Genomic DNA, 22677 nt, shown 5'->3' on the forward strand with positions numbered 1-22677 from the left:
GGCTTAAATGTAGCATAGGATGGGGGAGGAAGGCAAAGATAAGCTTTTTACTTATTTCCTTCTAACAAAATTTTCTCTATCTCTGCAAAATTATGAGCGCGAGCATGCTCTAACGGGGTAACACCATCATTATCTGGAATATTTACATCTGCACCGTGCTCAATAAGAAGGCGAATGACTTGTTGCTGTGTTTCGTTTCCGTTACTTAGTACGATAGCTTCCATTAAAGCTGTCCATCCTAGGTTATTTACATGATTTACATCAATATTTGTTCGAGTGAGGAGTTCTTTTATAACGTCAATATAGCCATGTTCTGAGGCTGGGATAAGAGCTGTTCCGCCGTAACGATTTGTAATCGTAGGATCTGCACCAGCATTAATTGTTAGCTTTAAAATGTCTAAGTAACCTTCCGCACCGGCGTATAGAAAGGGATTGTTTTTCATGTCATCTTGGATATTTACGTCAGCACCAGCTTCGATAAGTGCTTTTGCGGTTTTTACATCATTTTTGTATGTAGCAATCATAAGAGGGGTACGTCCTTGATTATCCGTCGCATTTATATTTGCACCTTGTTTTAGTAAAGATATAACAGTATTCGTTTCATTTTTTTCAGTAGCTGCTAGTAGTGCAGTCTCCATGTTTGTCATCTCCTTTTTGACTTCTTGTTCTTGCGAGCATCCTTGTAAAAAAATTACGCAACATATCATACTGAATGTTTTTTTGAACATGGAATTTCAACCTCCTAATTTCAACTGTAAAATAGGAACATTAAATTTTTATAAACTGACGCTAAAATTACTATAAAATCGCTTGAGTATTTGAACATATATTTTTATGCTTATGAATATGAAGGATGGGTAAAGTGAGGATGTAACATATGTCTATTAAAACAAGGTTTTTATTTTCTTATATTGCTGTAATTCTCGTTTCTATTACGCTCATATTAGTCGCGGGATTTTTAATTGTTTTTTCAATAACAGGTGATTTGGAAGCAGTGAAAAATTTCTATAAAAGTTCTTACATTCAAAAGCCGCTTACACCAGAAGAAGAAAATGCCTATCTTGAATTAAAATTAGCGGCAAAGCAACATCAATCTCAATTATTAGATAAATCGTTCGTTTCATCAATTGAAAAAGAAGGTGTGAAAATAATTGTAAGAAAGGGAGAAAACATTTCTTATGCTAATAAGGGATTTGAAAGTTCGACTTTAACAGAAGCTCTTCCGAAATTTGAAGCGGCAAATATTAATAGTCGTGGTACAACGGAACTAGGCGAGACATTTTATCGATATGTAAAGTTTGATTTTTATTTTCCAGAGAAAGAAGAAGGGAGTATATTTGTACTAAAAAAGCAAAGTTCATTTGTAGATCTTACACAAAAATTATTTCCAATCTTATTCGTATCGCTTTTACTATTAGCCATTTTACTCATTGGTTTATTAAGTTATCTTGTTTCAAGAAGTGTAATAAAACCAATTTTTGTATTGAAAGGTGCAACGGAGAAAATTAAAGAAGGAAATTTAGATTTTCAAATGCCAGTTACATCGCACGATGAAATAGGTCAATTAAATCAAGGATTTGAGGAAATGAGGAAGAAGTTAAAGGAATCGATTGAAGTACAAACGCAGTATGAAGAAAATCGAAAAGAACTTATTTCAAACATATCGCATGATTTAAAAACACCGATTACATCTATTATCGGATATGTAGAAGGAATAAAGGACGGGGTAGCAAATACGCCAGAAAAAATGGATAAGTATTTAACGACAATTCATACGAAGGCAAAACATATGGACACACTCATTGATGAACTCTTTTTGTTTTCGAAGCTCGATTTAAATCGAGTTCCATTCCAATTTGAGACAGTTGAATTAAATACGTTTATGCAAGAATTAATAGAAGAGATGCAGATGGATTTAAGTGAAGAAGGTATAGAAATTAACTTACAATTACATTCATCGCCATTATATGTAACGGCTGATTGCGAAAAGATAAATAGAGTTATATCAAATTTAATTCATAATAGTGTGAAGTACATGGATAAAGAAGAGAAGAAAATTACCGTAACAGTATCGAGTGATAACAATAAAGTTATTGTGAAGGTGATAGACAATGGATCAGGTATAGAATCTGATACGCTACCGTATATCTTTGAACGTTTTTATCGTGCAGAACAATCGCGAAATTCTAGCACAGGTGGAAGTGGACTTGGTTTAGCAATAGCGAAGCAAATTGTTGAAGAACATGGCGGGGAAATTTGGGCGGAAAGCGAGCTTGGTAAAGGCACAAGCATTTTCTTCTCATTGGAAAAAGTAGAGGAATGTGGTGAGTAAATTGAAAAGAATTTTACTAATAGAAGATGAAGTAAGTATTGCAGAATTACAGCGAGATTATTTAGAAATTAATGATTTCCAAGTTGATGTAGAGCATTCAGGAGAAACAGGTTTACAAATAGCCCTGCAAGAAGACTATGATTTAATTATTTTAGATATTATGCTTCCGAAAATGAACGGATTCGAAATTTGTAAACAAATACGTGCTGTAAAAGATATTCCGATTCTACTTGTTTCAGCAAAAAAAGAAGATATAGATAAAATTCGCGGGCTCGGATTAGGAGCGGATGATTATATAACGAAACCGTTTAGCCCAAGCGAATTAGTCGCAAGAGTAAAAGCGCATATTGCTCGTTATGAAAGATTATCAGGAAATGTAAGTAAGCAACGTGATACGCTATACATTCACGGAATTTCTATCGATCAACGAGCGAGGAAAGTTTTTATAAACAATGAAGAAGTGGCATTTACAACGAAGGAATTTGATTTATTAACATTCTTTGTCACACATCCAAACCAAGTATTAAATAAAGAACAGTTATTTGAACGCATTTGGGGATTAGATTCCGCTGGTGATTTAGCCACTGTTGTCGTCCACATTAGAAAGCTACGTGAAAAAATTGAAAGAGATCCTGCCCACCCGCAATATATTGAAACAGTATGGGGAGCTGGTTATCGTTTTAATGTGTAGGGAACCTGTCAAAGTTTTGGCAGGTTTTTTTGTATGTGATCAAAAGGGGATAATAGGTAATTTATGTTAAAATATAAAGAGAGATAAAACATAGGAGAGTGTGAGAGGGCGTGCTACATTTTGGGGGATACATTAAAAGATAATAAATCAAACAAGGTTTTAAAGATTGGAACTAATATTGTACTTATCTTATTAATTATTGGTGCAATACAAATGTTTTATGATGAAGATTCTACGAATGATCATTTGGGTTGGTTATTTATGATGGTCTTTTTTGCAATTAAAATAATTTCTAGTTTTATGATAAGTTTAAAAGAAGGAGATAAAAAGTCAGTATTTATTGATTTAGGTTTAATAATTTTTTCTGTTCTTCTTTTGGTTGTTACTAGTGTGAAATATTTCTTTTGAAAAACCTCATAGTCTTATAGAGGCTGTGAGGTTTTTGTTGGAAAATTAACTTGCGACCTTAATATGCTATTTTAGAGTTCCTTGTTGCAATGATTTATAAAATATTTGAGTAGTAGAAGTAAACTGAGCAGCTTCTTCTAAAAAAGGATAATGGTTGCTCTCCTCAAATGTCACAAAAGTAGAATCGCATATACCCTCATGTATCTCGATGGAATATTGAATAGGACACTGCACATCGTGTCTTCCACACATAATTAGTGTTTTTGTTTTTATAGAAGGTAAATACTCCCTTAAATCAAATGAAGGATATTCATTGGCGAAAGCATTCATCCGGCTAACGGACATTGTTTTTTTGATTGGTTTACAAAAATAAGAGTTGTAGTTTTCTGGTTTATACAATGATAATTTTGTTCTCTTAGTAGATAGTTCTTTCCGTTCTTCACTTGTAAGGTGAGGGCTTTTTAAGTTTTCGATGAGCTCTTGCATATAATGAAACTGTGAATGTTCTGGATGATAAATACAAAATGGTGTTTCGGTATAGTTACTTGCTGCAGCGCCTGCTACGACTAATGATTGTAAGGAATTTGGATATGTAATCGCATATAAAAGTCCAAGCATACCACCTGTTGAATGACCAGTGAAATGCCATGTTGGGAGTTGTAAAGCTTCTCGTATTGCTTCTAAATCGTGAACCGTTTCAATCATACTTAATTCGTTTTCTGACTGGGTGGTTACAGAGCTACCAGTATCTCGTAAATTAATGAGAAATACACGATGCGTAGCAGTGAAAACATCTGCAAAGTAATCACCAGTTTCATTAAATTGTGAATAGTGATGTGTAATACAAAGCGGTTCGCCATTTCCTTTTGTAAAGAGTTCAAATGTGCCGCGTTTTGTGGGGATCATTTGTTGTGTCCACATAATATCACGTCCTTTTTTCATAAAAGTTGGACCGGTTAATTATTAAATAAAATATATCGGCGCAACTCGAAACATATCGACTTACCGACAGTAGTCGACAATAAATAAAAGGAGGCTATTCAAAAACGAGCCTCCTTTTCGTTTAGTACAAAGATTTTGTCATATTATTCCGAATGATTTCAAGGGATTTCGCTACAGTTAATGCATTCTTTTCTTCAATTTCTGGTTTACGGGGGATAGGTTTATACATGTTGTCTGGATCTTCCCATGTGAGGGGAAGTTCTGTTTCGGCTTGTCCTTTCCAAGCGTCAATCCATTCTGGAGGGAGATAACCCGAGATGTTTTGGATGTTGTTCATTTCGAGCCAAATAAGTGCCCAAGCTCTTGGTACGACGCGCCAATGGTCATAGCCACCGCCGCCGACAGCGATCCAGCGACCGTCGCAATATTCATTAGCAATTTCACGAGCGAGCTTCGGTATTTCGCGGTAAATATTCATGGTTGCACAAAGGTGTGTAAGTGGGTCGTAGTAATGTGCGTCGGCACCATTTTGCGTTAAAATAATATCCGGTTTAAAGTACGCTGCAACTTCTTTTACAACTGTTCGATATGATTTTAGAAAGGATTCATCTTCTGTAAAAGCATCCAGTGGAACGTTAAAAGAATAACTATAACCATTACCTTGTCCACGTTCGTTTACAGCGCCAGTTCCAGGGAATAAATAGCGACCAGTTTCATGTAATGAAATGGTGCATACGTTAGGATCATCATAAAACGACCACTGCACGCCATCACCGTGATGAGCGTCTGTATCAATATATAAGACGCGTAAACCGTATTTCTTCTGAATATACTTCATTGCGATGGAGCTATCGTTATAAATACAAAAACCAGATGCCTTGCCACGGAAGCCGTGATGTAAGCCTCCACCTAAGTTAAGTGCGTGTTTTACTTTTCCGGAAAGAACAGCATCGACAGCTGTTAACGTACCGCCAACGAGCAATGCGCTTGCTTCGTGCATATTTGGGAACATCGGTGTATCTTCTGTTCCTAGTCCATATGTCATCGCAATTGATTTTTCTAACTTTCCTTCTCCAGCACGTTTTACCGCATTTATGTACTCCTCTGTATGAACGTAGGCAATCTCTTCATCTGTAGCCATCCGTGGTGAGATGATTTGAGAGGGAGAGATGAAACCACCCTTTTGTAATAAATCATACGTAAGTGTGACGCGCAGTTGGTTAAAAGGATGATCAGGGCTAAATGAATAGCCCCGAAAGTCATCCGAATAAATAAACGCGCTACTCATGCTTGCATCCCCATGATGTTCGGCCATAATACGCGATAGCCTTCTGCTTCAAGTGCATCAATCACTTTTAGAGGATTCATCGTTTGAATGCGGAAAACAAGTACTTTATCATTCTCATCTTTTGCTGGGTAGACGAGAACGCTCACGATATTTATTTGTAAATCACTAAAAATAGCAACGACTTTTCCAAGAATACCAGGTTCATTTTTTACTTGAATTTCAATTTGTGAACTCGGTTGATGTGCTCCTGTTAATTTTACTAACGTGTGCAGTACTGTAGATTCTGAGATTATTCCAACTAACTTCCCAGCTTTTGTAACAGGAAGACAGCCAATTTTATTTTCAAAAAATAAAGTAGCAATTTCCTCAACGAAATCGAGAGGGTGGCAAGTCATTACAGGATGTTTCATAATAAGTTCAAGCGGTTGCTGTAGCATATCGAGTGAAACTTGTTCATCTAGAATAGACGGACTTGCATCTCTTACATCCCGATCAGAAATAATGCCTACGACGTGATTATTTTGATCGACAATTGGAATGTGCCGAATTCCTTTCGTGCGAATCGTTCGGATTGCTGTTTCGATTGTATCGTTTGGATGTAGTGTAACTACATTTTGATTCATAATTTCTTCTACAATCATTCCAGTTGCCCCCTTTATTAATACATAAAACGATTGTGAAAACGTAGACGATCAAAAGCTTGAATAGAATCCGTATCAACGCGTTTACCGATGCGGACCATTAAACAGTTGGCGGGATGTGAACAAATTTCAGGATCGTCTGTAGCCATCCATTGTAACCCGCCGGCATTCATCATCTTTTCCATTACTTTTCGGTATTCCCAAACATTTAATCCTGTTTGTTTCAAATCCCAGTGCCAATAATATTCAGTCGTCAATATAATGTAATCTTCCATATAATCGTCCATCATAGAAACCTCTAGTAAGTTCTTTCCGACAGAACTCCCGCGGAAGGCTGGAACTACTTCAATTGCCCCAAGCTCAATTAAGTTTTCTATTTTTCCTTCTGACCATCGTTCAAGTGGATCAGGATATAAATATGTAACATATCCAACAATCATCTGGTCATGTCTAGCAATAATGAGTCGAGCTTCTGGTAATTTAGAAATTTCGACAATTGCTTTATATTGCTGTTCAGCAGGACGAAATGCAACTAAATCTGGATGAAATTCATACATTTCAAGATTATGTGTAGAGACAGGACCTTCAATAATTAAAGTGCCTTTCGCTGTTTTTAAGTTTCTAGCATTGTATATTTTTTTATGAATCAATGTATTGCTCACCACCTTGAGGGTTTGTGAATCTATTAATATCGTACTTTATAATATATGCGATGTGAATCGAATTTTGTCATTAAAAATTTGTCTAAAAATCAACAAATATACTGAAAATTTTAAATAATATCATTATAATAGATAATAGAATACATAGGAGGGGGATGTAAAGTATGAAAGTAGAAACGCTTCCTGTCATTAAAGGAGAAAATAATTTGCCGAATTATGATGAGGCATACGCGAATTTTAACTGGGAAGAGGTTAATAAAAACTTTACTTGGAATGAAACAGGCCGAGTAAATATGGCGTATGAGGCAATTGATAAGCATGCGAAATCCGATCGAAAGAATAAAGTAGCTCTTTATTATCAAGATGGATCGCGAAAAGAGAAATATACATTTAAGGAAATGAAGGATTTTTCTAATAAAGCAGGAAATGTCCTGAAAAATTATGGCGATGTAGAAAAAGGCGATCGCGTTTTTATTTTTATGCCACGTTCTCCAGAATTATATTTCGCACTTTTAGGTGCAGTGAAATTAGGAGCAATTGTTGGACCGTTATTTGAAGCATTTATGGAAGGTGCGGTTCGCGATCGTTTAGAAGATAGTGAAGCGAAGGTGTTAATTACAACGCCTGAGTTATTAGAGCGTGTACCATTAAATGATTTACCTGCTTTAAAAACAGTTTTTCTTGTTGGAGATAATGTAGAAGAAGGCGGTAAAACGGTAGCGTTCAATCCTTTATTTGAACAAGCTTCAAAAGAATTACATATTGAATGGTTAGGCCGTGAAGATGGTTTAATTCTTCACTATACGTCTGGTTCTACTGGTAAGCCAAAAGGTGTGCTTCATGCGCAAAATGCAATGGTTCAGCACTATCAAACGGCGAAATGGGTATTAGATTTAAGAGAAGACGATGTATATTGGTGCACAGCTGATCCAGGCTGGGTAACGGGAACTGCTTACGGTATTTTCGCACCGTGGTTAGTTGGAGCGTCAAATGTTATTTTAGGTGGGCGATTTAGTCCGGAAGCTTGGTATGAAGCACTGCAAGATTACGGTGTAACAGTTTGGTATAGTGCACCGACAGCGTTCCGTATGTTAATGGGAGCTGGACAAGACGCAATTAAAAAATATGACTTATCACAAGTTCGTCACGTATTAAGCGTTGGTGAGCCGTTAAATCCAGAAGTAATTCGCTGGGGTATGAATGCATTTGGACTTCGTATTCATGATACGTGGTGGATGACAGAAACAGGTGGACAAGTTATTTGTAACTACCCTTGTATGGAAATCCGTCCAGGTTCAATGGGTAAACCCATTCCAGGTGTAAAAGCAGCGATTGTTGATAATGAAGGAAATGAAGTTCCTCCATACACAATGGGTAACTTAGCAATTGCGAAAGGTTGGCCATCTATGATGCGCGGGATCTGGAATAACCAGCAAAAGTATGAATCTTATTTCATGCCGGGAGATTGGTACGTATCAGGTGACTCTGCCTATATGGATGAAGATGGATACTTCTGGTTCCAAGGACGTATTGACGATGTAATTATGACGTCAGGTGAGCGCGTTGGTCCGTTTGAAGTAGAAAGTAAATTAATCGAGCATGCTGCTGTTGCAGAAGCAGGTGTAATTGGTATTCCTGATCCAGTGCGTGGCGAAATTATTAAAGCATTTATCGCACTTCGAGCAGGATACGAACCATCTGATGAATTAAAAGAAGAAATTCGTCAATTTGTAAAGAAAGGCCTAGCAGCTCATGCAGCGCCACGACAAATTGAATTTAGAGATAAATTACCGAAAACGAGAAGTGGTAAAATTATGCGCCGCGTATTAAAAGCGTGGGAGCTGAATTTACCAACAGGTGACTTATCAACGATGGAAGATTAAGAGAGGAAGGTCTGAACGAAAAAATGTTCAGGCCTTTTTTTATGTTATTATTAACTTATATATATAAGTTAACGGGGGTAGTATGATGAAAACAGAAAAAGAAAAGATGATACTAGGAGAAATGTATATACCGGCTGATCCAGTTTTAGTACAAGAAAGAGAGCAAGCACGTATATTAACGAGAAAATTAAATGATACGCCAGAAGAGCAATTGAAAGAGCGTAGCGAAATCATAAAAGAATTATTCGGAACGACAGGAGATAATATTCATCTTGAATCTTCTTTTAGATGTGATTACGGCTATAACATTCATGTCGGTGAAAATTTTTACGCGAACTTTGACTGTACGATTTTAGACGTATGCCCGGTAACGATCGGAGTGAATTGTATGTTAGCTCCAGGTGTTCACATTTATACAGCAACGCACCCACTCAATCCAATTGAGCGTATAAGCGGATCAGAATACGGAAAACCAGTTACAATTGGCGATAACGTATGGATTGGCGGAAGAGCAATTATTAATCCAGGTGTAACAATTGGAGACAATGCGGTGATCGCATCTGGTGCTGTCGTAACGAAAGATGTGCCTAATAATGTAGTAGTTGGCGGGAATCCTGCAAAGATTATAAAAAAACTAAAATAATATTTGAACGAAGTGCCTTCCTCGTCTGTATACATTTATGAAAGAATAGATGAGGGAGGCTTTTTTATGTCTAATAAATTACTTCTTGCGACGTTGTAAAGGATTGACAAGAAGAGAAACCGGACCTCTATTTGACACGCCTATATAAATGATGGTATAAAGAAAAGTATATGAATAATTGAGCGTGGAAAGGGAGAAGTAGTGATCATTTCCCTGTTTTAGAGAGCTGATGGCCGGTGAAAATCAGCACATAGATGATCGCGAATTACGCCCCTAGAGCATCTTTTTTCGATTGAATTGTATTCAAAAGGGAAAAGACGGTGCTAAGCCGTTATGTAAATAAGGTGGTAGGCTTTTTTGCCTGCAACTAGGGTGGTAACGCGATAATCAAAATCGTCCCTTATTTGAAGGGGCGATTTTTTTATGTTTTCAACCTTCACGCCAGTAATGAACTTAAAGGAGAGTATGTAGGATATGGGTATTTTACAAGATCTTGAATTTCGCGGTCTAATTAATCAGCAAACAGATGCTGAGGGCCTTGAGCAATTATTAGAAAAAGAAAGCGTTAAATTATACTGTGGTTTCGACCCGACAGCGGATAGTTTACATATTGGTCATATGTTACCAGTATTAATGTTACGTCGTTTCCAATTAGCTGGCCACCAACCAATCGCACTTGTTGGCGGTGGTACTGGTATGATCGGTGACCCGAGTGGTAAAAAAGCAGAACGTACATTAAATACGAAAGATACAGTTGCTTACTACACAGAAAGCATTAAAAACCAACTTTCAAACTTCTTAGAGTTTGAAAACGTGGACAACCCAGCAACGATGGCTAACAACTATGACTGGCTTGGTAGCTTAGATGTAATTTCATTCTTACGCGATATCGGTAAAAACTTCGGTTTAAACTATATGTTAGCAAAAGATACAGTAGCATCTCGTTTAGAAACTGGTATTTCATTCACTGAGTTCAGTTACATGATTTTACAATCATACGACTTCTTAAACTTATACCAACAACATAATTGCCGTCTGCAAATCGGTGGTAGTGACCAATGGGGTAACATTACAGCTGGTCTTGAATTAATTCGTAAATCAGAGGAAGATGCGAAAGCATTCGGTTTAACAATTCCACTTGTTACAAAATCTGACGGTACGAAGTTTGGTAAAACAGAAGGCGGCGCAATTTGGTTAGACCCAGAGAAAACAACTCCTTACGAGTTCTACCAATTCTGGATTAACACAGATGACCGCGACGTTGTTAAATACTTAAAATACTTCACATTCTTATCTCATGAAGAAATTCTTGAGCTTGAAAAGCAAGTAGCTGAAGCACCAGAAAAACGTGCAGCACAAAAAGCATTAGGTTCTGAAATGACAAAACTTGTTCACGGCGAAGAAGCATTAGAGCAAGCGATTAAAATTTCAGCTGCACTATTCAGCGGTTCTGTAGCAGAACTAACTGCAAGCGAAATTGAACAAGGATTCAAAGACGTACCATCTGTAGAACGTACTGCAGAAGATACAGTATTAATCGACTTACTTGTAGAAAGCAAAATCTCTCCATCAAAACGTCAAGCACGTGAAGATGTAACGAACGGCGCAATCTACGTAAACGGTGAGCGTACACAAGCGTTAGACTACGTTGTAACAGAAAACGACCGCATCGAAGGTAAATTTACAATCATTCGCCGCGGTAAAAAGAAATATTTCTTAATTCGTTACTAATAAATAAAAAGCTTTGGGGAAATTCCTCAAAGCTTTTTTTGTTTTAATCTCCTTTTCGAGTTCATACGGAAATCACATGTAAGCGGTATGATAAACGTATAACAATTAGAAAGGAGTGGTAAAACGAAATGTCACTAGAAGCGTTGATTATTTTTTCTTTGCTAAACGCGGGTCAACTTGCAGAGAATTCGAAGGTTGATATACATAAAGAGCAGAAAGATGCTTATGTATATGTTCAAAAAGAGGAAAATAAATAACTTTAATATATATAAATAAAAGCTACTCGAAGTAACTGTTTTGGTGTCTTCGGTAGCTTTTTGAATTATGAATAAATAGGAATTAATTCTCGCTTAAAATCTTCGTACATTTCAAAGGCAATTTTCATGATTTCTTTGAGTTCATCGTAACTGTGGAAGCATACTGCCGGCAACCTTTCAGAACCATTGGATAATACTTTTACAAACATATCCCATGAATTCCCAACTCTAACTTCACCATTATACCTTGCAGACCAAATGAACTCAACAAGCCCATATTTTAAGCTGATATTGAATCTGAAAGTATAGAAATCCTTGTTCTTTACTTCACCAACAATAAAAAAGTTTTCCTTTTTCATAAAACGAGCTTTATAGCCAAGAGACTCAAATACTGCAATTACTTTTTCGTTTTCATAGTTTTCAAATGTGTTTTCTCTATCTGGAAATTGTTTTGATAATGCTTTATATCTCTGAATAAAATCAATTTTCTCAAGTACCTCTTTAATTTCGGGTTCTAAATCATACGCCATCAATTATTCCTCCCTAAATCTAATATCAATATCATATTTTTCTTTTGCTAGCTTGATATATTCATCTATTTTTTTGAATTTTTTATTAGATGTTGGAATCTCTAAAATATGTCTTCCTTCTAGTAACTTTCCCTCCCCTTACAAGAAAATAATACCAATTTAAGGAATGGGTTATAAATTGAATATTCTAATAATTCTACGGTTAAAGAGATACTAGTTCATTAAGTTTTTTTAATCTTATTCAGATGCTCGGGTGATGAAGAGGTTTTTAAGATTGAATGTAAATAGAAAAAGGGAAGGTATAGAGAATGTACAAATAAATACGTTGTAAAAATCATGTTAACAAAAAGAAAGTACAGCAAAGAAAAATGAGTTATGGGGTAGAATGTAGTGTTTTTAAGTGTTAGAAGAAGGTAAACTGGCTAAATTCAGAAATGATAATTCTAATGTTGTATTAGCATTGAAAAGAAATACTAACATTAGAACAAATAGGACAGTATAAAATGAATTAGATAATGAAGAAAGCCGCTCGTTTTTTCGGGGCGGCTTATTCTTTACATGTTTTAGTTTTCTTCTTCTTTGTAATTTAATGCAATCTCTACTATTTCTTCCGGTGTTAAATCCCTAAAATCCCAAAAGATTATATCACTTGGAGCGGGATGAGGTACACCGCTATTATTAAATTGGTTTACGTATTCATTAAGTTCTTCTTCAGGTAATTTAGGATTACAAATCTTTGTTACAAGTTCAATAAGTTCTTCTTTTGTCATTTTGAGTGTCATACTAACCATCCTTTCATAATCATTAACCTTTTTTACCGAAATGATATGAACGATCTAAAACATTTTGATGCATTTTAGGAGAAACAATTATTAAGTTATCGAGATTGTACACATCTCCACCCTGGTGAATTGGTTGTTTATGGTGCAAAATATATTGATTGTGCTGACCATACTTCTCAGATAATGGAGCGAATGGAGCTTTACCCTCTTTCATAAGGTTTATATTTCTTTGGTTAAATTCTGTCGCATAGTCTGAATCAGCAACTGTTTTCCAAAACTCTTTTCTAAAATCATCAAAGGAGTTGAAATTTTTTCCAATTAGCTTATTTCGAATTTCTTGTGGAATAACACCAATTGAACCTTTATTATACATTAGTTTCTTTTGAGTCCCTAAACTTCGTTCAAGATTAAAACTTGAAGTTACTGTTCCTGGAGAATTTCTTTTTTGTGCACTTGAAATCGTAGTCTTTGCAAAATTATAGTAGGCTTGATTCAATTCGCTTTGAGGTATCTTGGTTATGATAGTTCCACCAGAGAAAGCATAAGAAACATCTTTCTTAAAAGATTGTAAAATCTCAGATGCGTGCTTCATTTCTTTTATTAGTGTTACTCCTTTTGTTAATGTACTTGCTCCACTTGATGCTTTTACTCCTTTTATAACAAGTCCTGCTCTACCTAATCCCTTGTCGGCGATTAGACCAATACCTATTTGGGTTAATGCATAAGTAATCCATTGCGTACGGCTCTCTGCATCTCCATTTATCATATCTCGTTTCACGGTACTTGAAAATGTATGCCACATATTTTTCGCCGTTTCATCCAAATGTAAAATCGCATATGTAACATTAATAAAAGTTTCTATATCCATATTCCTTATATTCATATTACTTAAAGTTTCCATGGACTTGATTGCATCTTCAACAGATTTCCCTGTTCCGATTACAGTACCATTCCATATCTTTTTTACTGTTTCGAACATTTTAACTACACTGTCTACCTTATCGCCCCAAGCTTTTTTAATCGCAGATGTTTCTTCTAGCCTACCGCACATTTCTCCATCTTTAATTAAATGATCAGCTTTTCGTTTTTTTTCTTCTGTAATTGCTTGAATAGGACCCGTCCACTCCATATTCAACCCTTGCGTACTAAATGTACCACTGACGGGACTAAAACCTTTTCCACTTTGAACTTCCGCCAAACCTGTCGCAATGCTAGCGGCTAGTTGGAGTGCAGTATCATAATTATTACTAGAAGTATAATTAAATTCATATAGATGTTCTAATTTTTCTTGCAGTTTTTGCCTCATGACAGTAAAAAGATTTACCATAGCGTCCATACCTGGGATCGGCATAGTTTGGTTGAGCGCTTCTGTACTTGCTATCATTCGATCGATTTCTCGAATTTGTTCTAATATCTCCTGTTCTATAACATCTCTAGAAGCTACCTGTGATTGAAAGTCTCTTGGAAAAGCATCATTTTGACGGATTAATTCTTCGCATAAGTAAATGATTCCTTGTGCTAACGGACGAAAGGTTTGTAAGAAATATGCTTTTGCACTGCTATATGTTTGTCCTTGTAGAACAGTATCCAATGCAAAAGCATTAATAGAATGAATAATTTGTTCCATTCCTTGAATAGTAGCGTTACAGAAAGCGTTCATACTTTCTGTTTGAGCTTTTACTTGACCGAGATACATATTTAAAGACATGAACTTTCCCTCCCCTTACAAGAAAAATAATACCAATTTAAGGAAGTGATTGTAAATGTAATATTCTAATTATTTAGCGAAAAAGGTACTCTTTCATTAAGTTTTATAATCTCATTCGGATGATCTGGTAATGAAGAGGTTTTTTAGTTGAATGTAAATAGAAAAAGGGAAGGTATAGATTATGTACAAATAAATACGTTGTAAAAATAATGTTAAGAAAAGGAGAGTACAGCAAAGAAAAATGAGTTATGGGATAGAATGTAGTGTTTTTAAGTGTTAGAAGAAGGGGGAGGTTTTTATTAATGTGGATAAAAAATGGATGGAATTCTAGAGAGGGGGTTAAGTTTTATTAACTATAGACTTGCAGTTCTTTTTTATTTTGTTACATTGGCCTGTTTCTATGCATATAATCGGGTTGTATTCAATAAAAAAAGCCCAGGCTCCTTGATAAACAAGGTTCCTAAGGCTTTTAATACTACTCTTTGCAGAGTACCGAGATTAACGAGAGTAGAACTCTACGATTAATGCTTCGTTGATTTCAGCTGGTAACTCAGCACGCTCAGCGTGACGAGTGTAAGTAGCTTCTAATTTGTCAGCATCGAAAGTTAAGTATTCTGGTACGAAGTTGTTAACTTCGATCGCTTCTTTAACAACAACAAGGCTGTTAGATTTTTCGCGAACGCTGATAGTTTGGTTAGGTTTTACACGGTAAGATGGGATATCTACGCGAGCGCCATCAACCATGATGTGACCGTGGTTTACTAATTGGCGAGCTGCACGACGAGTGCGAGCTAAGCCCATACGGTAAACTAAGTTGTCAAGACGAGCTTCAAGAAGGATCATGAAGTTTTCGCCGTGCTTACCAGGCATTTTACCTGCTTGGTCAAATGTGCGACGGAATTGACGCTCAGTCATGCCGTACATGTGACGAAGTTTTTGTTTCTCTTGTAATTGTAAACCGTATTCTGAAAGTTTCTTACGTTGGTTAGGACCGTGAGGACCTGGTGCGTAAGGGCGTTTTTCTAATTCTTTTCCTGTGCCGCTTAGAGAGATTCCAAGACGACGAGACAGTTTCCAAGCTGGACCTGTATAACGAGCCATAGTTGACTCCTCCTTTAAAAATGTTTTTATTTACGTAAAATAAAAACAGACGTAATCGATATTTACGGGCATTTTGTTTTCATGTACCTTCGCTCCAGCAGCAGGGAGTTACGAGATACACCTCCGTAGAGGAACAAAATACAAACGATAAACTCACATTACAAGGCTGCCTTTTTATTTTACACAAACGCTATTATATCTTTTACCCAGAGTTTCGTCAAGCGAGTACGTTTTTGTTTTATGCATATAAATTTTGGAAATTAATATAAGAAGGAATTTAAAACAATATAAAAGAAGAGATAGAAACACAAATAAAACGCTTACATAAAATGTAGTAAAAACGTTCATCAGTTTTTATTGGTGAATATGCGGGATAAAAACATAAAGGGGATGTTTTTATGAAAAAGAAGCATATGGAGACAGCGTTAATTCATCACGGTTATACACCTGAGGAACATAAAGGAAGTTTAACACCACCTTTATTTCAAACTTCTACATTTACATTTGAGACTGCGCAGCAAGGAGAGGCGAGTTTTGCGGGAGTGGATCCATCTTATATTTACTCACGGCTTGGAAATCCAACTGTGAAATTATTTGAAGAACGTATGGCGGTGTTAGAAGGAGGAGAAGAGGCACTTGCCTTCGGATCTGGTATGGCAGCTATTTCAGCAACTTTAATTGGTTTTTTAAAGGCTGGAGATCATATTATTTGTTCAAACGGATTATATGGGTGTACGTACGGTTTTTTAGAAGTGTTAGAAGAAAAATTTATGATTACGCATTCGTTTTGTGACATGGAGACAGAGGCTAATATTGAAAATAAAATTCGTTCGAATACAAAGCTTATTTTCGTTGAAACACCGATTAATCCAACAATGAAATTAATCGATTTAAAACAAGTGATTCAGGTTGCGAAGCAAAATGGCTTACTTGTCATTGTTGATAATACGTTTTGTTCGCCTTATTTACAAAGACCGCTTGAGCTTGGCTGTGACGCTGTTGTGCATAGTGCGACAAAATATATTGGTGGCCATGGTGACGTTGTAGCGGGTGTAACGATTTGTAAAACGAAAGCGTTAGCTGAAAAGATTCGCCCGATGCGAAAAGATATCGGCGGTATTATGGCGCCGTTTGATGCGTGGTTATTATTACGCGGGTTAAAGACGTTAGCAGTAAGAATGGATCGTCATTGTGATAATGCAGAAAAAATTGTATCGTTCTTAAGAAAACATGATGTGGTAGAAGATGTTTGGTATCCAGAAGGGGAGTTAGCATCTCGTCAAATGAAACGCGGGGGCGGTGTTATTTCTTTTTCAGTAAAAGGCGGAAAAGAAGAGACGCAAGCGTTTATTAATGATCTTCACTTTATTACAATTGCGGTAAGTTTAGGCGATACAGAAACATTAATTCAGCATCCAGCAACGATGACGCACGCTGCGATTCCGGCTGAACTAAGAAAAGAAATGGGCATTTTCGATAATTTAATACGCTTATCGGTCGGTTTAGAATCGTGGGAGGATATCGTTTCTGATTTAGAGCAGGCATTAAAGAAAATATCTACTGTTAATCAATAAAAAAAGAGTGAGCTATCGGTTTTGTACAGGACGTACTAAGTCGATAACTCGCTCTTTTCTTTTTACATATGTTTTAGGAGTGTCTCCACAAACTTTTCTAAATAGTGCTGATCTACTTCATCAAAACGATTTTTTTCAGGACTATCAATGTCAAGTACACCAATGACAGCTCCTTCTTTCACAATCGGTACAACGATTTCCGAATTAGAAGCACTATCGCAAGCGATGTGACCTGGGAATTGGTGAACGTCCGCTACAAGCTGAGTTGTTTTCGTTTCAGCTGCTACGCCGCAAACGCCTCGTCCAAATGGAATGCGTACGCAAGCAGGCATTCCTTGGAACGGTCCAAGGACAAGCTGATTTCCTTCTGTTACATAAAAGCCAACCCAATTAACGCGATCTAAAAATTGGTTTAATAATGCGGACGCATTTGATAAGTTTGCGACTACGTTTGATTCGCCAGTTAATAACGCATCCAGTTGTTTAATTACTGTCTCATATTGCTGCACGCGAGATCCTGCATAACTTTCTTTAGTAAACATGGAAACAGCTCCTTTTTTATCGAGATGTGTAAAATATTAGCAAAATACGATGTATTTCACATGACTTTGTCGATAGAAAATTAAAGGAATTTGTCTTAAAAGTCAAGAAATTTAAACTATAGCTGTTCATTGAGAGGAAGTGAGCGCATGAAGCAGACGAAACAAAAAGTAATTGATGCGGCAATATCGTTGTTTAATACGAAAGGTTATGATGGAACGTCGGTGCGAGACATTGCAAAGCGAGCGGATGTGAATGTAGCGAATATTTCATATTATTTTGCTGGGAAGCAAGGTTTATTAGAACAGCTTATTACTGATTTTTTAGAAGGGTATATTCATGTGATTGAAATTTCGTTTGAACAGAGAGAGTATTTGTCGGCTAAAGATGTGATGGTGCAAATGGTGCGTGGGATGTTACGATATCAATTTGAAAATAGAGAACTAACACGTTTCTTCTACCGAGAGCTTTCGCTTGATACGACATTAATTCGTGAAGTGATGACCGTTTATTTTTCTAAAGAAAGATATTATATAGAGCAAATTATTAGGCAAGGACAAATAAAACAAGAATTTCAGAAAGTATCATTTACAATGTTTATGACGCAATTAAAAGGCATGATAAATATGCCGTTTTTATATCCACAATATATATCAGAAGTACTGCATTCTTTCCCGTCTGAGACATTTTTCATAGAAATGTACACGAAAGAGATTGAGCAATGGATGGAACAAGCATTATGTAAAGCGAATATGTACCATGAATGGCCAAGAGCTGTTCATATGTGAAGAATCCCCACCTAACGAACTGAGGTGGGGAGTTTTATGTTTATTTTTCTTTGCCATAAATTGTTACATAATAGCGCGATAATTGTTAACGTTGCTCCAGCGATTTCAATTTTATCGACTGTATAACCTCGAAAGATAGAACCTATCAGTGCAAGAATAGGAACTAAATTCATAAATAATATGCCGTTAATAGATGAAATATAGCGATTTCCCATATTCCAGCAAAATACAGCGATAACTCCTGCGATAATCGACATATAAAAGAGCTCAAAACGAACGCTCACAACTTTACGCAGTGACGGCATAGTAACTATATTTGTGTACGTTAAGAAAGTAACAATAACGATGAGTGAAATGGAGCCAAATAAACAAGTTAATGTCGTGTACCTAAGTGGTGACCAGGATTGAAAACGAGCACCTCCGTTTGTATAAATGACCCAGCAAGTAACGCCGCATAGCATTAATATGTTTGTCGATAAGTGGCTTGCAGCTCCAAATAATAAGTGAATATTTCCTTTTGAAATGACAAGCATCACACCAAGTAATGCAACGAACATACAAAGAAATGTGTAGTTTTGTGGGCGACGATTTTTCGTTACCCATTGCAGTGATAAGGCGATCAGTGGCATAAGAGACTGAATCATAGCTGCATGAATTGCTCCGGAAGGTCCAGCAAGTTGTTGTCCGTAGAAAACGAGAAAACCATATCCTGCGAAACCGACTGTCCCGTAAAAGAACAGAGAAAGTGTTCTTTTTTCTAAGCGGAGTGAAGTCTTCCCTTCAGTAATTAATAGCAAAATAAGAAAAATAATAGCTGCTGATCCATAGCGAATCGTTGTGAAGAAGAACGGATCGATAAATTGCAGAGCATTTGCCATTACAGGAAACATAAATCCCCAGGCAGTGACGGCGAGTAAGCATAGAAAGGATCCGAGTAGCATTTGTTTTTTGTTCAAGAGTATCTTTCCCCTTTGCATTTCGTTATAGTAAGTTGATGAAATAAGTATAAAGAGTAATTGTTTATAGGAGGAAATATCGATTTCTTATAACGGTTATAACTTTTTGTTAGAGGTGTGTACGATGGATTTGGAGGCAGTACGATCGTTTATCGAAGTGAAGCATACGCGAAGTTTATCAAAGGCAAGTAAAATTTTACATATATCTCAACCAGCGCTTAGTAAGCAAATTCAAAAGTTAGAAGCGGATTTAGAGGTTACTTTACTTAAGCGTTCTGCGCAAGGAGTGGAGTTAACGGAGGCAGGAGAGTTATTTATAAAAAGAATGCTACCGATTTTGGAACAAATAAATGAAGTGAAAACAGAAATGAGGGGGTATCAAGAGAACCGAAAGTTTTCAATTGGTATACTACCGAGTTTAGCAGAGCATTACATATTAGAGTGTAAAGATGTATTAGGTGATGAGTTTGAAGTAGAGTGGCAAATCGGACATACGGAAGTATTAAGAGATTTATTTAAAGCGCGGGAGATCGACGCGATGTTCATCGATTCAGTAGTAGAAGGTGCTACGTATATAAAAGAAGTGCAACAAGAGAAAATTGTTTGTGTCATTTCAAATAATCATCCGTATAAAGAGAAGAAAGTCATTCAAATAGAAGAGCTGCAAAATGAAAAATTAATTGTATATCCAGAAATATGCGATGTAAGGAAAATGATTATGAACATGTTTCATGAGATAGGTGTAAAACCAACTATAGCTGTGGAAACATCTTACGCAGAACCGATGCTTGCAATGGTAAAAGCTGGCCTTGGCATTACTTTACTTCCAGAAAGGGCAGTAGAGCAGTCTGTAAGGCAGGGAAATGTACATGGAATTTCTGTTGAACCACCACTCATGCGGAAAATTTATTTCGTATCTCATACGAAAGATTGTTTGTTATTACAATCATTTGAGGATAGGTAGTGAGGTAGGCGGAATATTGAGAAAGATTACAATCGCATTGAAAGAAACATGAAATTTTAAAAAAAACTAGGTCAAAAACAAGCCATTACATGGTATGATTAGTACATTGTTAGTTGTTAAATATAGGGGAATTCCCTTTTTATACATAATGCCTTCCATTTCATAAACGGAACGGACAAAAAAAGAGATATAACTAGGAGGCTTTTTTGCATGGATTCTATCCTGACGATCGTTATCATTGTAGTAAGCTCTATTCTAGTGCTGCTCATGATAGAGCTTGTGATAAGAAATCGTTCATATAAAGATATTGAAGCACTGGAGCAGTGGAAACAAGAGATAAAAGATAAACCTGTGGCAGATGAACTAAAACGGGTAAAAGATTTAAACATGACGGGTCAAACAGAAGAACTGTTTGGTAAATGGCGTGAAGAATGGGATGAAATTGTATCAACAACCCTTCCGAAAGCTGACAAAGATTTAGCGCAAGCGCGAAAATTCGCCTCGCAATTCTCCTTCCGAAAAGCAAAGCATGCGATGAACGAATCCATAAGTGGTTTAGATGACGCTGATAATCGTATTACAGGTGTTTTAAATGAATTACAGCAATTGTTAGAAAGCCATGAGAAAAATAGCTCGGAAATTGAAGGGTTACGTGATACATATCGTAGTATGAAAAAGAGTGTTCTTGCTCATAGACATATGTATGGGGCAGCAGAGCAGAAAATCGAAGAGATGCTAGACGCTGAATCTAATAAATTTAAAAGTTTTGAAGAAGCAACAGATAATGGTGACTACTTAAAAGCGAGAGAAATTGTTATTAGTTTAGAAGAAGGTTTAGCTGGTTTAGAAATCATTATTCACCAAATTCCAGATTTATTAGTAGAGTGTCAAGCGACGCTACCAGTTCAACTGGAAGATTTATTACAGGGTCATAATGATATGGTAAGACAAGGTTATGTATTAGAGTATTTGGAAGTCCCTAAAGAAGTTCGTGATATGACGACACAACTAAACACATGTTTAATGGATATACAGGAGCTTCATATAACAGAAGCGGCTGAAAAAGTGGAAGACTTAAAAACTCGTTTAGATGGTTTCTATGATCAACTTGAGCAAGAGGTGCATGCGAGACATTATGTGGAGCAAAAAACACTTTCTGTTTATGAAGACTTAGAAGAAATACGTATCGAAACGATTGAAACGAAAACAGAAACACAACTTGTGAAACAAAGCTATCAATTGCAAGATAAGGATATTGAATCTCAAAAAGTAATTGAAAAGCAAATGCACATTTTAACGAAACGTTTTGAAATGCTACAATTACGCGTTGCTGAACAAGATATTGCCTTCTCTATTATTCGTGAGGAACTAGAAGAGGTTTATGAGCAATGTGAAACGTTAAAAATACTTCATGCAGAATATAAAGAGATGCTGCAAACGATGCGTAAAGAAGAATTTGAAGCGCGTGAGAAGTTACAAGAAATGCGAAATACTATTTTCGAAACGAAACGCTTTATGCAAAAGTCGAATTTGCCAGGTCTTCCAGAGAGTATTATGGAAGATTTAAAAAGAGGGCAAATGGCAATGCAAGCTGTATATGAACAATTAGAAGTGAAGCCGTTAAATATGAACGCTGTAAATAGCAGTTTAGAAGAAGCATACACAACTGTGAACGGTGTAGCTGAAATGACAGAAGAGTTAATTGGACAAGCGTATTTAGTTGAAAAATTAATTCAATACGGTAACCGTTACCGCAGTCATGATGAAAGCCTTGCAGAAAGCTTAAATTATGCGGAGAAATTATTCCGTGAATATCAATACGATGCAGCTTTAGAACAAGCAGCTTCTGTACTAGAGCAACTTGAACCTGGTGTTGTTCAAAAAATAGCTGAATATGTAGACAATGAACAAACCCTTTCATAAAGGGTTTGTTTTTTTGTGTAATTTTGCAGGCGATGTTGCTATAATGAATAGCGGAATACAGTAAGGTTATTCGTTTCAAAATAAAGTGAAACTGTAATTAGTGGGGGGGGATTCATCCCCCACTGATTACTAGTTGAACCAATCGGGCATTTACGGGCAGTTGATCTCCTACCTAACTTCTTTGCTCTAGTTGAACTTTGAGGTGAGAGTCTTACTGCCCGTTAATGCGGGGTAAAGTGAAACTGTAATCAGTGGGGGGATCTCACTAATTATTATTATTCACTAATCGGGATAAAACGGAACCTTTGCGTAGTCTTAGCGTAATGACACGTA

22 protein-coding genes and 1 other annotated feature are annotated in these 22677 nt (G+C 36.5%); of the genes, 11 read left to right on the forward strand and 11 right to left on the reverse strand.

The annotated features are described in order from the left end of the window. Window positions 1-47 precede the first annotated feature (47 nt). A complete protein-coding gene (locus MR160_RS04810) occupies window positions 48-728 on the reverse strand; it encodes an ankyrin repeat domain-containing protein (RefSeq protein WP_079246031.1) in 681 nt (226 codons plus the stop codon). A 149-nt stretch (window positions 729-877) separates the two neighbouring features. Between MR160_RS04810 and MR160_RS04815 the strand changes: the two genes are divergently transcribed. From MR160_RS04815 to MR160_RS04825, 3 genes are all read left to right on the forward strand, one after another. Continuing rightward, window positions 878-2332 carry a HAMP domain-containing sensor histidine kinase gene (locus MR160_RS04815; RefSeq protein WP_000023861.1) on the forward strand — a complete coding sequence of 485 codons (1455 nt, stop codon included), beginning with the start codon at window positions 878-880 and terminating at the stop codon, window positions 2330-2332. Window position 2333: 1 nt separating this feature from the next. Beyond that, complete coding sequence (locus MR160_RS04820) at window positions 2334-3023, forward strand: response regulator transcription factor (RefSeq protein ID WP_003280338.1); 690 nt, start codon at window positions 2334-2336, stop codon at window positions 3021-3023. Between the two features lie 120 nt (window positions 3024-3143). Next, window positions 3144-3431, forward strand: a complete 288-nt coding sequence (locus tag MR160_RS04825) for a hypothetical protein (RefSeq protein ID WP_000502926.1) — start codon at window positions 3144-3146, stop codon at window positions 3429-3431. A 66-nt stretch (window positions 3432-3497) separates the two neighbouring features. Here the strand turns inward: MR160_RS04825 and MR160_RS04830 are convergent, their stop codons facing one another. The 4 genes from MR160_RS04830 to acuA form a co-directional block, all read right to left on the reverse strand. Then, window positions 3498-4373 carry an alpha/beta fold hydrolase gene (locus MR160_RS04830; RefSeq protein WP_003280339.1) on the reverse strand — a complete coding sequence of 292 codons (876 nt, stop codon included), beginning with the start codon at window positions 4371-4373 and terminating at the stop codon, window positions 3498-3500. A gap of 121 nt (window positions 4374-4494) precedes the next feature. Next, window positions 4495-5661 (reverse strand): acetoin utilization protein AcuC, encoded by a 1167-nt coding sequence (gene acuC / locus MR160_RS04835; protein WP_000092825.1) that lies wholly within the window; start codon window positions 5659-5661, stop codon window positions 4495-4497. Then, on the reverse strand, window positions 5658-6302 hold the full coding sequence (locus MR160_RS04840; protein WP_000634583.1) for an acetoin utilization AcuB family protein: 645 nt from the start codon (window positions 6300-6302) through the stop codon (window positions 5658-5660). Before MR160_RS04840 ends, acuC begins: the two co-directional genes overlap by 4 nt. 17 nt (window positions 6303-6319) lie before the next feature. Then, on the reverse strand, window positions 6320-6952 hold the full coding sequence (acuA, locus tag MR160_RS04845) for an acetoin utilization protein acetyltransferase AcuA (RefSeq protein WP_000581392.1): 633 nt from the start codon (window positions 6950-6952) through the stop codon (window positions 6320-6322). Window positions 6953-7128: 176 nt separating this feature from the next. On the opposite strand from acuA, the gene acsA reads away from it, so the two are divergent. The 4 genes from acsA (at window position 7129) to MR160_RS04865 (ending at window position 11478) form a co-directional block, all read left to right on the forward strand. After that, the gene (gene acsA, locus MR160_RS04850; protein WP_000862055.1) at window positions 7129-8847 is read left to right on the forward strand and encodes an acetate--CoA ligase; all 1719 of its coding nucleotides are present in this window, start codon (window positions 7129-7131) and stop codon (window positions 8845-8847) included. An 82-nt stretch (window positions 8848-8929) separates the two neighbouring features. Then, window positions 8930-9490 (forward strand): maltose acetyltransferase domain-containing protein, encoded by a 561-nt coding sequence (locus tag MR160_RS04855; RefSeq protein WP_044783750.1) that lies wholly within the window; start codon window positions 8930-8932, stop codon window positions 9488-9490. A 176-nt stretch (window positions 9491-9666) separates the two neighbouring features. Then, window positions 9667-9894, forward strand: a binding site (T-box leader). Between the two features lie 70 nt (window positions 9895-9964). After that, entirely contained in the window at window positions 9965-11221 is a 1257-nt protein-coding gene (tyrS, locus tag MR160_RS04860; RefSeq protein ID WP_000512092.1) for a tyrosine--tRNA ligase, read from the forward strand. Window positions 11222-11349: 128 nt separating this feature from the next. Next, window positions 11350-11478, forward strand: coding sequence for a hypothetical protein (locus tag MR160_RS04865; RefSeq protein WP_000050940.1), 129 nt, complete (start codon window positions 11350-11352; stop codon window positions 11476-11478). Window positions 11479-11543: 65 nt separating this feature from the next. Here MR160_RS04865 and MR160_RS04870 read toward each other — a convergent pair whose 3' ends face one another. The 4 genes from MR160_RS04870 to rpsD all read right to left on the reverse strand — a co-directional run bounded on the left by MR160_RS04870 (window position 11544) and on the right by rpsD (window position 15599). Beyond that, window positions 11544-12008, reverse strand: coding sequence for a hypothetical protein (locus MR160_RS04870; protein ID WP_000312818.1), 465 nt, complete (start codon window positions 12006-12008; stop codon window positions 11544-11546). Between the two features lie 563 nt (window positions 12009-12571). Then, window positions 12572-12790, reverse strand: a complete 219-nt coding sequence (locus tag MR160_RS04875) for a bacteriocin immunity protein (protein WP_000172895.1) — start codon at window positions 12788-12790, stop codon at window positions 12572-12574. A gap of 22 nt (window positions 12791-12812) precedes the next feature. After that, window positions 12813-14498 carry a T7SS effector LXG polymorphic toxin gene (locus tag MR160_RS04880; protein WP_044783751.1) on the reverse strand — a complete coding sequence of 562 codons (1686 nt, stop codon included), beginning with the start codon at window positions 14496-14498 and terminating at the stop codon, window positions 12813-12815. Window positions 14499-14996: 498 nt separating this feature from the next. Then, entirely contained in the window at window positions 14997-15599 is a 603-nt protein-coding gene (gene rpsD, locus MR160_RS04885) for a 30S ribosomal protein S4 (protein ID WP_000135320.1), read from the reverse strand. 398 nt (window positions 15600-15997) lie between these two features. Here rpsD and megL point away from each other — a divergent pair, with 398 nt between their 5' ends. Beyond that, window positions 15998-17173: a methionine gamma-lyase gene (megL, locus tag MR160_RS04890; RefSeq protein WP_000726567.1), complete on the forward strand. Its 1176-nt coding sequence runs from the start codon at window positions 15998-16000 to the stop codon at window positions 17171-17173. A gap of 62 nt (window positions 17174-17235) precedes the next feature. On the opposite strand, the gene MR160_RS04895 is transcribed toward megL, so the two are convergent. Further along, entirely contained in the window at window positions 17236-17715 is a 480-nt protein-coding gene (locus tag MR160_RS04895; protein WP_000494339.1) for a GAF domain-containing protein, read from the reverse strand. A gap of 147 nt (window positions 17716-17862) precedes the next feature. Between MR160_RS04895 and refZ the strand changes: the two genes are divergently transcribed. Further along, on the forward strand, window positions 17863-18501 hold the full coding sequence (gene refZ / locus MR160_RS04900; protein WP_000814913.1) for a forespore capture DNA-binding protein RefZ: 639 nt from the start codon (window positions 17863-17865) through the stop codon (window positions 18499-18501). Between the two features lie 11 nt (window positions 18502-18512). Here refZ and MR160_RS04905 read toward each other — a convergent pair whose 3' ends face one another. Next, window positions 18513-19457, reverse strand: coding sequence for a DMT family transporter (locus MR160_RS04905; protein WP_001036055.1), 945 nt, complete (start codon window positions 19455-19457; stop codon window positions 18513-18515). Between the two features lie 124 nt (window positions 19458-19581). Here MR160_RS04905 and MR160_RS04910 point away from each other — a divergent pair, with 124 nt between their 5' ends. Continuing rightward, window positions 19582-20421: a LysR family transcriptional regulator gene (locus MR160_RS04910; RefSeq protein ID WP_000362525.1), complete on the forward strand. Its 840-nt coding sequence runs from the start codon at window positions 19582-19584 to the stop codon at window positions 20419-20421. Between the two features lie 210 nt (window positions 20422-20631). Continuing rightward, a complete protein-coding gene (ezrA, locus tag MR160_RS04915; RefSeq protein WP_000377314.1) occupies window positions 20632-22344 on the forward strand; it encodes a septation ring formation regulator EzrA in 1713 nt (570 codons plus the stop codon). Window positions 22345-22677 lie beyond the last annotated feature (333 nt).

It is taken from the genome of Bacillus cereus group sp. BfR-BA-01382 (assembly GCF_022663475.1).
Classification (GTDB): domain Bacteria; phylum Bacillota; class Bacilli; order Bacillales; family Bacillaceae_G; genus Bacillus_A; species Bacillus_A thuringiensis_S.